Source organism: Shewanella basaltis, assembly GCF_023283885.1.
GTDB lineage: Bacteria > Pseudomonadota > Gammaproteobacteria > Enterobacterales > Shewanellaceae > Shewanella > Shewanella basaltis.
Genome location: NZ_JAKILA010000006.1, coordinates 1 through 13,401, shown reverse-complemented (window position 1 = coordinate 13,401; position 13,401 = coordinate 1). Strand labels below are relative to the sequence as shown.

Below are 13,401 nucleotides of genomic sequence, written 5' to 3'. Positions count from 1 at the left end.
AATTTTGGATCAGTGCTGGCAAGCGTTTTTTAAAACTAAAACAATGTCGGCTTTCAAACCATCATCCTAGTTATTTGGTTTACCCCAGGCATTGATCTGGGGTTATTTTTTTGTGCTAAATGCAGGGGGATAAGCGCTGCATTTGCGGTTCGACTGTAGTTTAAACCAATCCTTATTAGATGAGATCTACTTTAGGCCCTAGACCCAGTACAATGAAAATGACTGCAGGTGTAGTGGGCTACATCAACGTCATTTGAAGCCGTAATCGGCAACCCCTAAGGGCGAATTTACCAGTGTGGTATTGTTTGTCAGTCTTTCTTAACCTAGTGCACTATAGCCAAGTGCCTATAACCAAGTGCACTATGCCCTCAAAAACTGCCTCGAATACCTCACCGATAACGTTCGCTAAGAGATCGCTTGCTGATGCGGATTGGTATTACAGTGCTTGTGAGCTATCAAGCCATTTATTTACTTGCTCTGCCAGCACATCTAATGGCAAAGGTCCATTTCTTAACACCACGTTGTGAAAATCCCGAATATCAAACTTATCACCTAACTGTTTTTTGGCCTGTTCTCGTAGCGCCAAAATTTTAAGCATGCCCACTTTATAAGCCGTTGCTTGTGACGGCATGACAATATGTCGTTCGACCATTTTTATCGCGTCAGATTCGGCATTAGGGGTATTTTCGACGTAATAAGCAATGGCTTGCTCTCGTGTCCACTTTTTAGTGTGAATACCTGTGTCAACAACCAGGCGACATGCACGCCATAACTCCATCGATAAGCGGCCAAAGTCTGAGTAGGGATCAGCATATAAGCCCATTTCTTTTGGAAAATACTCAGAATATAAGCCCCAGCCTTCAACATAAGCGGTGTAACTGCCAAACTTTCTGAATTTAGGTATGCCTTGCAATTCTTGTGCTTTAGCAATTTGCATGTGATGACCTGGGCTACCTTCATGATAAGCAAGTGCTTCCATTTGGTACTTAGGCATGGCGTCCATTTTGTATAAATTGGCGTAGTAAATCCCCGGTCTTGAGCCATCTGGTGCTGGCTGATCGTAAAAAGCTTTACCTGCTGATTTTTCTCGGAATGCTTCTACCTGTTTTACCAGTAATGCCGCTTTAGGTTTTACTTTAAACACTTCGTCTAAACGAGACTCCATGTTATCGATAAAGGCTTTTGCTGCTGCTAAATAAGCTTGTTGACCTTCTTTGGTGTCTGGATAATAAAACTGTTTGTCTTCACGCATATAGACAAAGAATTCGCTTAAGGTACCTGAGTAGTTGACCTTTTTCATGATGGTGCGCATTTCTTCATGAATACGCTTAACTTCAGCAAGTCCAAGTGTGTGGATCTCATCTGCACTCATGTTGGTGGTTGTGGTACGTGACAGGGCATTATTATAAAAAGCCTCGCCATCAGGGAGCTTCCATACACCATCACGCGTGTCTGCTCGAGCTGCTAATGTGTTGGTATAACTGATTAATTGCTCGTAAGCAGGTTTAACTTTAGTCAGTAATGCTTGTTTTACTTCTGCTAGCAGTGCCTGTTTTTTATCGTTGCTAATGTCAAGTTTATTGATTTTTCGATTAGCGTCTGCCCAAAGAGGGTTGTCTTTACCTGTGTCGCTAAAAGGCACACCTGAAATAATATTTTTGCTGTCGGCGATGACATAAGAGAACACAAATTTAGGGGCGATGATATTTTTTTCAGCCCTAAGCTCTAATGCGCTCTGGAGTTGTGCTAAAAGTGCCTGCGTACCATTTAAACGGCTAATGTAAGCTTTTGCATCGCTTTCATTGGTTATTTGATGCTGATTAATAAGAATGGCCGCGACCATAGAGTGCACACCATACATTTGGTTTACTGGGTAGGTATGGTAACGCCATTTATCATCGGCAATAGTTTGTGTTAGGCGAGCATGTAATAACTCATAACTGAGTGCGGTTTGCTCATCGAGTTGAGTGACATCTAATGCATTTAGTTGCGCCAATTGTTTTTTGGCACGTTCAAGATCGGCGTCTGCAGCAGCTTCTGATAAATCATTCCATTTGTCGTAATCTTTTTTGATGCCCAAATAGGTTTGGTTCACCGGATTAGACATGACGTTTTCCATGAAGATGTCTTCAAATAGTGCATTGGCTTTTTCTGATTCGGTATTTGTCGCAACGGCCTGACTTTCTTGTTGATTTAATAGGGCAGATGTATGCGAATGAGCAATAGCTGTGGTGCTTAATATACTGGAGAGCGTCAGCGCAATGAAGGTGGCTTTTGTGTTGATTGACATCGATATCTTCCTAAAGTACACAATTTATAGGTTGATATCCTAATCAAGCTTTCACTAAATGTGTTAATTGAAATGTTAGAAAGTGTGTATTTTGTTATTGCTTGTATGGTGAGTGTTCGAAAAGGGTGACGTGATAAGTGCCCTGTGCAATTGCATGGGGGCACGTTCACGCTAGATAAATTGTGACAATAGATCATTAACAAACATGTGGCCTTTGGGGGTCAATTGCCAATGGGTATCGGTTTCAGTGAGCAACCCTCTGTCTATCGACTTTTTCATGCCAGCCTTAACCACATCAGCTGATTGCCCTGTACGTTGCTCAAACTCGGTTTTGGCTATTGGTGTCATTAACCTTAAACGGTTCATTAAATATTCCAATGGGCGATCTTCTTCACTCACATCGGTTGTTTCAAAAGTGTAGTTTTCAGCAGCAAGATACCCCTTGGGGTGTTTAATCTTAACGGTTCTCACAATGCGGTTGTGCTCTGGTAAAGTGATTTTGCCATGAGCGCCACACCCAATCCCCAAATAGTCACCAAATTGCCAGTAATTTAAGTTGTGTCGACATTGATACCCAGGCTTGGCGTAGGCAGAAATTTCGTATTGCTGGTAACCGAGCTCAGCCAGCTTTTTTTGCCCTTGTTCGTATATTTGCCACAAATTGTCGTCATCGGGCAGTTGTGGTGGTTTAGAATGAAACAAGGTATTGGGTTCAATAGTGAGTTGATACCAAGATAAATGCGGCGGTGCTAAGGCTGTGGCGGTGTCAATGTCGTGCATTGCCTCATTAAAGCTTTGGTTTGGTAAACCGTGCATGAGGTCAAGGTTAAAACTGAGGTAGTTAGCTTGTTTAGCTTTTTGAGCTGCAATTTTTGCTTCATCTTCATTATGGATGCGCCCAAGCAGGTTAAGCTTATCTTTAGAAAAACTTTGTACGCCAATCGATAATCGTGTGACCCCAGCGGCACGGTAAGCACTAAAATCATCGTGTTCTAATGTACCTGGGTTGGCTTCCATGGTGATTTCAATATTTTCTTCAAATGGAATTAATGCCTGAGTTTGTTCAAGTAGGCGTTGAATTTGACTCGCATCGAACAACGAGGGCGTGCCACCGCCAATAAATATGGTGTGTATTTTTCGCCCTTGCACATAGTGTAGATCCGCTTTCAAATCGGCGATTAATGCGTCTACATATTCCTGTTGAGGTAATTCACCATGTTGCCCATGGGAATTAAAATCACAATAAGGGCATTTTTGTACGCACCATGGTATGTGCACATATAAGCTCAAAGGCGGTAACTGTAAGCTCATTTATTGTCCGTCGCGGTTAAACTGTTTTCGTTAATCACGCCTTTCGCTTTCATTGCATCAATTAATAACTCAAGGGCTTTACCGCGATGGCTATGGGCGTTTTTTTGTTCGCGAGTTAATTGTGCCGCGGTGCAATCAAACCCCTGTGGAATAAATATTGGATCGTAACCATGGCCTTGTTCACCTTGTGGAGCAAAGTTAATACTGCCTTCCCATGATGCTTGGCAAATAATTGGCGTCGGGTCTTTGGCATGGCGCATATACACTAAAACACATTGAAAACGTGCAGTACGTTGCGGTTCATCTTTTAAGGCGGCCAATAGTGTTAAGTAGTTGCTTGTTTCCGTGGCCCCTTCGCCCGAGTAACGCGCCGAGTAAATCCCTGGTTGACCATTAAGCGCGTCAACTTCAATGCCTGAGTCATCGGCTATTGTGGGTTTTCCCGTTATTTCAGCGGCATGTCGAGCTTTAATTATGGCGTTCTCAACAAAGGTCGTCCCGGTTTCGGCCACATCAGGCACATTAAACTGATTTTGAGGTAACACCTCAATGCCATAAGCTGTAAACATTTGCGCAAATTCGGATAACTTACCTTTATTACCGCTGGCAAGCACTATGTGTTGAGTTGAAGATTGCATTAATTGGTCGACCTAAGGTAAAAATTTGCCACATTATACGCTAATAACACGCAATGGTATTACGCGTTATTCAACGTAAAATTTTTGCTTAAACTTAAGCGAGGTGTTTAGCTGATTTGTATACTTGATAGCGATGTCAAAATTGACCTCTTGATCATCTCTAAATGGTACCTCAGCAATATAGTAAATAGCTGCGCCTTCACGGATTTCTTTAAAATCGAGGGTGGTTCGCGCATCAATTAAATTATTTGCAACCCCAGATATTTCAACAGCAACCGCTGGGCTGCCGGGCTGGCTAGTGTTTAATACCGTAATATTGACTAGACCATTATAGCCGCTACGTTCTATACCATAGGTTTTTGCTATTTCTGGGGTAATAAAAGTGCTGTTAAGTGCCATGTAGTGAATGTCAAAATTACCTATTTGCTGTTTTTGTTCAGCATGTGCAAGGTTGGTGACACTTAAACATGACAGTAACAACGCGCTAATTAAATAACCTGCTTTTACAATGGTTTGTATCATGGCTAAATCCTGTGATCTAGGGGGCTGGGGCTAACAAAAGCAATCGTAGAGCTGCAAGTTGACAAAGTAAATTGCTCTTGAGTCGGTTAGCGCCTTGCTTGTGTTAAATCATTGACCAAAATGGAATGTATTGGGCAAATAGCATGTTTAAAAAGTTCATCGCAATAAAGACCACTAATACCGACAAATCAAGACCGCCAAGTGGTGGCAATATTTTGCGAACAGGTGCTAAAAACGGCTCAGTTAACTGAGTCATTATCATCACTACTGGGTTGTATCCCTGGTTAAACCAACTCAAAATTGCTCGGATAAGCAACATCCAAAATAGCAACACGCCAGCATTTTTTACAACCGAGACAACAGAGAATAATAAAATCGTCAACACATCAAAAGCAGCACCTGCAATCAAAGTAAGTACTAACATTTTTACCATTACAACCATGAGTGCCAATAAAATTGACGAGGTATCAATACTGCCCATAGACGGTAATACACGACGCATTGGTGCAATGATGGGTTGTGTTGCTTTAACAACAAATTGGCTAAACGGATTGTAAAAATCGGCTTTAACTAACTGTAACCAAAAGCGAAGAATGACAACCATTAGGTATAAGTCAAACAGCGTGTTGATCAAAAAAATCATTGCATTCATGAATATAGCCTTACATTTATACCATTAAATTGAATAGGACAGAGTGACCCGTTGTATGATTGAGCCTTAAACCACTCATCATTATATTATCACTGCGTATTTTAGCTTGAGATAAATAATCGTTTATTTACACTCAGATTAATTAAAACATTTTTGCCATTTCTTGCGCGCGGGCAACACAATTATTCATTGCTTTATCAACCAATCCTGCTAAATCACCTTGTTGAAAGGTTTCTACCGCTTTGGCAGTTGTGCCGCCTTTTGACATTACGTTGGTACGTAGCGTTTCTAATGACAGCTGTTGGTTTTGAATAACCATCTGCGCTGCGCCTAACGCTGCTTGCTCAGCCAGAAGTCGGGCTTTATCTTCTGCCATGCCCATTTTTATTCCAGAGGCTATCATCGATTCAATAAACAAGAAGAAATAGGCAGGAGAACTACCAGACAGTGCGATAACCTGATTTAATCCTTCTTCAGTATCAACCCAAACCGTTTTACCGCCACTTTGCATTAACGTTTCGCATATGGCTTTATGCTCTGCAGAAATATTGTCTTCGGCATAAATCCCTGTCATGCCATAACCAATTTGAGTTGGCGTGTTGGGCATAGTGCGGATAAGTGTGATAGGTTGTTTAAAATATTGCTGATAACGTGCAGCAGGAATGCCTGCAGCGATAGTAATGATTAACTTATTGGCTAAATCTAGGTGGCTCAAAGCCCCGCAAACGTCTTCCATTAATTGTGGCTTTACGCTAAGCACAATGACATCAGCAGCTTGGGCTGCAACCGCATTATCATTAGACACTTCAATCGCAAAGTCGTGTTGCAAAGCATCGAGTTTACCTTGGCTTGGGTTAGTCGCGTGGATAAGTGTACTTGGATAACCATGTTTGACTAAGCCACTAATAATACTGCGAGTCATGTTGCCCGCACCGATAAAACATACTTTTGCTTGAGTCATTTCAATTACATCCAATTAAAGAAGTGAATTTATGTCCAGTTGTTATATCCCCAAACAACCTGAAGATGTTCAGAAACACGTATCTTCAAGTTGATTGGATATATATGTTACCTAAAAGGGCGCTTCGCTGCTAGGGCGTGACTTCGTCACTGCTAGGGCGTGACTTCGTCACTGCTAGGGCGTGACTTCGTCACTGCTAGGGCGTGACTTCGTCACTGCTAGGGCGTGACTTCGTCACTGCTAGGTCGCTTCGCTGCTAGGGCGTGACTTCGTCACTGCTAGGGCACTTCGAACCTAGAACCTAGAAGGACGAAGTCCGCTCTCAGGCGAGCCTGCGAGTTCCTAGAACCTAAAGCGCTTTTCTTTCTCCAAATATGGCACTGCCAATGCGCACCATCGTCGAGCCATTGGCAATAGCGATATCCATGTCTGCGCTCATGCCCATTGATAGCGTATCAATGCCTGGGTGGTGTTGTTTGAGTTGTTGAAAGAGGGCACTTAGGTTGGCAAATTCCTGTTGCTGTATTGCAATGTCGTCTGTGGCCGTTGGAATGGCCATTAAACCGCGCAGCGATAAATTGGGCAGTTTACTGATAGTAAGTGCTAACGTGGTTACCTCATTAGCATCTACCCCCGACTTACTGTCTTCTTGGCTTATGTTAACTTGTATACACACATTTAAAGGCGGTTTGTTTGCAGGGCGCTGATCATTTAATCGTTGGGCAATTTTGTCGCGACTTAAGGTGTGCATCCAATCAAAATGTTCTGCGACAATTTTGGTTTTATTAGATTGCAATGGGCCAATAAAGTGCCATTCAATGTCTGGGTAATTTGCTGCAAGTGCAGTAATTTTTTCTTGACCTTCTTGGACGTAATTTTCGCCAAATTGGCGTTGTCCTGCATTGTAGGCGGCAATAATGTCGCTAATAGGCTTAGTTTTACTCACGGCAAGTAAGCTAATGTCACTTGGCAATCGCGAACAATTTTGCGCCGCTTGTTTAATTCTGCTCTGGGCGATTGATATTCTGTCTGCTATTGTTGTCATAATGTTGGTTAAATGGATGTCTCTACAATGGAAATCACTGAATTACTCGCTTTTAGTGTAAAACACAAAGCATCAGATCTACACCTTTCAGCAGGTGTTTCTCCAATGATCCGTGTCGACGGTGAAGTGCGAAAAATTAACTTACCGGCGCTAGATCATCAAGGTGTTCATAGTCTTGTATATGACATCATGAATGATAAACAACGAAAAGACTATGAAGAACACCTCGAAATCGACTTTTCATTTGAGGTTCCCAATCTGGCTCGTTTTCGTGTTAACGCATTTAACCAAGCCCGCGGAGCCGGCGCAGTATTTCGTACCATTCCGTCTGATATTTTGTCATTAGAACAACTTGGCGCGCCTGAGATTTTTAAAAAGATATCAAGCTTTCCACGTGGATTAGTCTTGGTTACAGGCCCAACGGGTTCGGGTAAATCAACCACCCTTGCAGGTATGGTCGACTATATTAACGAAAATCGCCACGAACACATTTTAACCATTGAAGACCCAATCGAATTCGTTCACCAAAATAAACAATGTTTGGTTAACCAACGTGAAGTACATAAGCATACTCACAGCTTTAATGCCGCACTGCGTAGTGCACTGCGTGAAGACCCTGACGTTATTCTAGTTGGTGAGATGCGTGACCTTGAAACCATTCGCCTTGCCATGACCGCAGCCGAAACGGGTCACCTAGTTTTTGGTACCTTGCACACCACCTCAGCGGCAAAAACCATTGACCGTATTGTCGACGTATTCCCCGAAGGTGAAAAGAGTATGGTACGCACTATGTTGTCTGAATCATTGCAGGCCGTTATTTCGCAAACTCTCATTAAAAAAATTGGCGGGGGCCGAGTGGCCGCACACGAAATTATGATGGGTACACCTGCCATTCGTAACCTTATCCGTGAAGATAAAGTGGCTCAAATGTATTCAGCCATTCAAACCGGTATGGCACATGGTATGCAAACGCTCGATCAATGTTTACAAAACTTGGTTAATCGTGGCCTCATTACTCGTGAAGATGCTATGCATAAGAGCTCGAATAAACAAGCTAATTTTTAAGGATTAGAACCATGGATGTTCGACCATTTTTAACCATTATGGTAGAGAAAAAAGCCTCAGATTTATTCATTACAGCAGGTTTTCCACCCAGTGCAAAAATTGATGGTGAGTTACGTCAGCTGTCAGAGACAAAACTCTCACCGCAACAGTCTTTAGCGTTTGTAGAATCACTAATGACTGATGTACAAAAAAAAGAGTTTCATGACACCAGCGAGTGTAACTTTGCATTTGCTGCTACCGGATTAGGCCGTTTCCGGGTTAGTGCTTTTTGGCAACGTGAGTCAGCAGGATGCGTAATGCGTCGTATCGAAACCGATATTCCTGAAGTTGACGACTTAAAGCTGCCCGCCATCCTTAAAGACTTGGTAATGAGTAAGCGCGGCTTAATCATTATGGTTGGTGGTACTGGTACGGGTAAATCAACCTCGCTTGCCGCACTGGTTGGTTATCGTAATGCTCATGCCCGTGGCCACATTTTAACCATTGAAGACCCGGTTGAATTTGTACATAACCACCGCAAAAGTATTATTACTCAGCGCGAAGTCGGGATCGACACAGACTCATTTGACGCGGCACTTAAAAGCTCATTACGCCAAGCTCCAGATGTGATTTTAATTGGTGAAATCCGCACTCAAGAAACCATGGAGTTTGCATTATCGTTTGCCGAAACCGGCCACCTATGTATGGCAACGTTACACGCAAACAACGCTAACCAAGCACTTGATCGTATTATGCATTTAGTGCCTGAAAGTAAGCACAATCAATTGCTTTTCGATTTGTCGTTAAATCTGCGCGGTATTGTTGCCCAACAGCTTATTCCTAAGTCAGATGGTACAGGTCGTCGTGCGGCTATTGAGGTGCTTATTAATACCCCTCGTGTCGCCAGTTTGATTGCCAAAAACGAATTGCATTTACTAAAAGAAACAATGGGTAAATCACGCGAACAAGGCATGCAAACCTTTGACCAAGCCTTATTAGATTTATACCTTGAAGGTGAAATCAGCTACGCAGATGCACTACACCATGCAGATTCCCCCAACGATTTACGTTTAATGATTAAACTGCAAAGTAACGAGTCAACATCAGCAGGCTCAATGGAAGGGATCACTTTAGACATGGATTAATTTATACCATTGCGCGTTAGTAAGTGATCTCTCAGCGAGAATTTAAAAGGGCTTAAACAAGGCGAATGACTGAATGAATAGTTATTCTCTTTCGAAGTCATGCAACGCAGTGTAAGCCCTTTTAAAACTCGCCTGAAAGGAATGCCCCAGCCGCTTTTGCTTTACGTTCTCGCTATTTGAAAGGGAACAACCATTACTACATAGCGACGCCTTAATCAAAAACCGCTGGACGCATTCTGAGTGGTCACTTATTAATGCGCAATGGTATTACATCCATGGCTGGTTAATGTTATCGCCAGATAAATCACAGCCATGCCGTTAATTGTGTGGCTGTGGCGGCTCATTTTGCGATTTTTTTGGTTTGTTTTTTGTGTTTGCGCTGGATCATTGTTTGATCTTAACAATGCAATATCACGTACATACCCAGCCCATTTGAAAATATGTGAAATCGAGCATCTTCAGATTGTTTGGGTATAAACGATGCACTAACTCAAGTGCAAAAACAAAGGTGCAAAAACAAAGGCATGATAAACGTGTTAACTGCAACACTTTATCACACAAGGATAAGCCCTAATGATAAAATACATCTCAGCAATCTTACTATTAACCAGCAGCCTAGGTGTTTCGGCAGCAAGCTGTCCTGATTACTTAAATGTCGAAGCCCGCAAGTTACACTCAAAAGAGAACGTCAATTTGTGTGAGTTAACTCAAGGCAAACCTGTTCTTATTGTTAATACCGCATCAAATTGTGGATTCACACCACAATTTGAAGCACTAGAAGCATTGCACAAACAATATGCCGATAAAGGACTCGTGGTAATTGGCTTTCCGTCCGATGACTTTTTTCAAGAAGAAAAAGACGAAGCCAAAACCGCAGATGTATGCTTTATCAACTATGGTGTTAGCTTTACCATGGTCGCAACATCAGCAGTAAGAGGCGATAATGCCAATTCGGTGTTTAAATACCTTGGTGATAAAAGCGCCGCGCCTAAATGGAACTTTTACAAGTATCTTGTCTCTGGAGATGGTCAGACGGTTCAACAGTTTAATTCGCGAGTAAAACCAGACAGCGAACAATTGAAAACAGCTATTGAAACGCTGTTATATAAGTGACAAAAATTGCAGCGAGCTAGTATTCTACCTTCAACATTGCTAACGAGGTGATAAGGATATTAACCCGTCACCATGATTACATTTTTGTGCACATTGGTATTATATCCCACCTCATATAAAGCGTGTAGATGATACCTAGCGCTCTTTTTGTTTATAAAGAATAAGATACAATCATCACATAATAAACTAAACCTCAGCATCACCAACAAGGCATGTTTAGACAATCATCGAGATTGGTCTTTCGCGTTGAGTTGAGCTTACTTATATTGATTACGGAGACAAGATTTTGGCTAGATTTTCAGGGTTAGACAAAGACACTGGCCACAAAGCACGTGGCAAAACAGGCGTATTGATCATGAATCTTGGCACCCCAGATGCGCCAACAGCCTCAGCAGTACGTACATATTTAGCCGAATTTTTGTCCGACCCAAGGGTCGTTGAAATCCCTAAACTGGTGTGGATGCTTATTCTCCATGGGATCATTTTACGTATTCGTCCTGCCAAGTCTGCAGCATTGTACAAACAAGTCTGGACCGAAGCAGGCTCACCCTTGCTTGATATCAGCGAGCGCCAGCAAACTAAATTAGCTCGCCAATTGCAAGCAGATGGCCATGACGTGAGCGTGCATTTAGCAATGCGTTATGGTTCACCGTCAGTGGCTGATACATTACAGTCAATGCACAAACAGGGGATTGATAACCTCGTGGTATTACCCTTGTACCCTCAATACGCTGCACCTACAACAGGCTCAGCTTTTGATGCTATCGCCAGAGAAATGATGAAATGGCGTTACCTACCATCGTTACATTTTATCAATACTTACCACGACACCCCTGACTTTATCGACGCCATTGCCGCATCAATAAAACAAGATTTTGACGCTCACGGTAAACCGCAAAAATTAGTTATGTCGTATCATGGTATGCCAGAGCGTAATTTACATCTTGGCGATCCTTACTACTGTTTTTGCATGAAAACCACTCGGTTAGTGGCAGAAAAGCTAGGGTTAAATCAAGACGATTATGTTGCCACCTTCCAATCACGTTTTGGTAAAGCCAAATGGCTACAACCTTACACCGACGCCACCATAGGTAGCCTGCCAGAAAAAGGTATTACCGATATCGCTGTCATTTGCCCTGCATTTAGCGCCGATTGTTTAGAAACCCTAGAAGAAATCAAAGGCGAAAATCGCCATGTATTTGAAGACGCAGGTGGAAAAAACTTTCGTTACATTGAGTGTTTAAATGACAACGATGATCACATCAACATGATGGCTAACCTGGTTAAGCCTTATTTATAACGCTGCTAGGGCGCTTCGCTGCTCGATTACGTCGTTCCGGCAACGCTTTTAAAGCCGGAACCCAGGTGTTTCAGTAGATTTTAAAAGCGATTACGCAGTACAGAACGCTTCTCTTACGGTGGCAAGGTCGCTTCGCTGCTAGGTTCTAGGGCGTGACTTCGTCACTGCTAGGGCGCTTAGCTACTAGAATCTAGAAGGACGAAGTCCGCTCTCAGGCGAGCCTGCGAGTTCCTAGGGCCTAGAACCAATTTTATCTCCTCGCCTCCGCTTTTTTGATTTGATAAACTGCTCCAAACGGCAATAAATAAGAAATATGATGAGAATAGACCCTAATATCACCCTAGTTTACAGTACCGACAAAGGGCGCATTGACGAACCCAAAGCCCAGGCAGAAGCGCCTGTAGGTGATGGTATTGTACGTATTCACAAAGACAGTAAAGGCCGAAAAGGTAAGGGCGTAAGTGTCATTAAAGGCCTTGGTTTAGACGAAAAAGCCTTAAAAGATCTGGCACAAAAAATTAAAAAACAATGCGGTTGTGGTGGTACAGTGAAAGACTTCAATATCGAAGTGCAAACTGATAATCGCGAACAAGTAAAATCCATATTAGAGAAATTAAATTTCACCGTGAAATTAGCGGGTGGATAAACGCTAACAGCACGACCTGGGAGAGCATATGGATAGCTTAAAAGATCATTTTTTAATTGCGATGCCGTCATTAGACGACACATTTTTTGAACGTTCAGTGATTTATATTTGTGAACATGATGATAAAGGCGCAATGGGTATAATGATTAATAGACCCATTGGTGTCGATGTTGAAGATTTGCTCGAGCAAATGGAGCTCAATCCTTCACCTGAGCATATGTTCTCAATTAACGAAGAAGTCTTGGTTGGCGGCCCGGTTTCACCCGATCGCGGCTTTGTACTGCACACGCCACAAAAAAATTGGATCAACAGTGTTGAGATAAGCGATTACTCAATGCTCACCTCATCGCGTGATATTTTAACCTCCATCGCCACCGGCACCCCGCCAAAGCAATTTATCATCGCATTAGGCTATGCAGGTTGGGGTAAAAATCAATTAGAACAAGAACTGGCAGACAATACCTGGTTAACCATTAAAGCTTCTCCAGAATTGCTGTTTAATGTCGACTATGAACAGATCTGGCAAAAGGCTACGCAGTCGCTGGGTTTTGACTTTTGGCAAATGTCTAGTCAAGTTGGCCATGCATAATAGTGTCGCTACGCTGCTAGGTTCGAGGACGCTTCGCTGCTAGGACGTGACTTCGTCACTGCTAGGTTCTAGGGCAACCTTTGGTCTGCTAGGACGCTACGCTGCTCGATTACGTCGTTCCGGTAACGCTGTTAAAGCCGGAACC

General features: G+C 42.7%; 13 protein-coding genes. 6 read left to right on the top strand and 7 right to left on the bottom strand.

The window, feature by feature from the left end:
* Window positions 1–436 precede the first annotated feature (436 nt).
* The 7 genes from L2703_RS06195 to L2703_RS06165 all read right to left on the bottom strand — a co-directional run bounded on the left by L2703_RS06195 (window position 437) and on the right by L2703_RS06165 (window position 7,419).
* Window positions 437–2,290 (bottom strand): DUF885 domain-containing protein, encoded by a 1,854-nt coding sequence (locus L2703_RS06195; RefSeq protein WP_248970262.1) that lies wholly within the window; start codon window positions 2,288–2,290, stop codon window positions 437–439.
* A gap of 171 nt (window positions 2,291–2,461) precedes the next feature.
* Window positions 2,462–3,601, bottom strand: coding sequence for a radical SAM family heme chaperone HemW (hemW, locus tag L2703_RS06190; protein ID WP_248970261.1), 1,140 nt, complete (start codon window positions 3,599–3,601; stop codon window positions 2,462–2,464).
* A complete protein-coding gene (gene rdgB / locus L2703_RS06185) occupies window positions 3,598–4,239 on the bottom strand; it encodes an RdgB/HAM1 family non-canonical purine NTP pyrophosphatase (RefSeq protein WP_248970260.1) in 642 nt (213 codons plus the stop codon). The genes hemW and rdgB overlap by 4 nt, the downstream gene beginning before the upstream one ends.
* Window positions 4,240–4,305: 66 nt before the next feature.
* The gene (locus tag L2703_RS06180; RefSeq protein ID WP_248970259.1) at window positions 4,306–4,761 is read right to left on the bottom strand and encodes a DUF4426 domain-containing protein; all 456 of its coding nucleotides are present in this window, start codon (window positions 4,759–4,761) and stop codon (window positions 4,306–4,308) included.
* A 103-nt stretch (window positions 4,762–4,864) separates the two neighbouring features.
* Window positions 4,865–5,413 (bottom strand): YggT family protein, encoded by a 549-nt coding sequence (locus tag L2703_RS06175; protein ID WP_248970258.1) that lies wholly within the window; start codon window positions 5,411–5,413, stop codon window positions 4,865–4,867.
* A 142-nt stretch (window positions 5,414–5,555) separates the two neighbouring features.
* Window positions 5,556–6,374 carry a pyrroline-5-carboxylate reductase gene (gene proC, locus L2703_RS06170; RefSeq protein ID WP_248970257.1) on the bottom strand — a complete coding sequence of 273 codons (819 nt, stop codon included), beginning with the start codon at window positions 6,372–6,374 and terminating at the stop codon, window positions 5,556–5,558.
* 349 nt (window positions 6,375–6,723) lie between these two features.
* A complete protein-coding gene (locus tag L2703_RS06165; protein WP_248970256.1) occupies window positions 6,724–7,419 on the bottom strand; it encodes a YggS family pyridoxal phosphate-dependent enzyme in 696 nt (231 codons plus the stop codon).
* Window positions 7,420–7,446: 27 nt separating this feature from the next.
* Between L2703_RS06165 and L2703_RS06160 the strand changes: the two genes are divergently transcribed.
* The 6 genes from L2703_RS06160 (at window position 7,447) to L2703_RS06135 (ending at window position 13,256) form a co-directional block, all read left to right on the top strand.
* A complete protein-coding gene (locus L2703_RS06160) occupies window positions 7,447–8,484 on the top strand; it encodes a type IV pilus twitching motility protein PilT (RefSeq protein WP_248970255.1) in 1,038 nt (345 codons plus the stop codon).
* A gap of 11 nt (window positions 8,485–8,495) precedes the next feature.
* Window positions 8,496–9,608, top strand: coding sequence for a PilT/PilU family type 4a pilus ATPase (locus tag L2703_RS06155; protein WP_248970254.1), 1,113 nt, complete (start codon window positions 8,496–8,498; stop codon window positions 9,606–9,608).
* A gap of 573 nt (window positions 9,609–10,181) precedes the next feature.
* Window positions 10,182–10,721 (top strand): glutathione peroxidase, encoded by a 540-nt coding sequence (locus tag L2703_RS06150; protein WP_248970253.1) that lies wholly within the window; start codon window positions 10,182–10,184, stop codon window positions 10,719–10,721.
* A 286-nt stretch (window positions 10,722–11,007) separates the two neighbouring features.
* Complete coding sequence (hemH, locus tag L2703_RS06145) at window positions 11,008–12,021, top strand: ferrochelatase (protein WP_248970252.1); 1,014 nt, start codon at window positions 11,008–11,010, stop codon at window positions 12,019–12,021.
* Window positions 12,022–12,337: 316 nt separating this feature from the next.
* Window positions 12,338–12,667 carry a stress response translation initiation inhibitor YciH gene (yciH, locus tag L2703_RS06140; RefSeq protein WP_248970251.1) on the top strand — a complete coding sequence of 110 codons (330 nt, stop codon included), beginning with the start codon at window positions 12,338–12,340 and terminating at the stop codon, window positions 12,665–12,667.
* A gap of 28 nt (window positions 12,668–12,695) precedes the next feature.
* Window positions 12,696–13,256, top strand: a complete 561-nt coding sequence (locus L2703_RS06135) for a YqgE/AlgH family protein (protein WP_248970250.1) — start codon at window positions 12,696–12,698, stop codon at window positions 13,254–13,256.
* Window positions 13,257–13,401 lie beyond the last annotated feature (145 nt).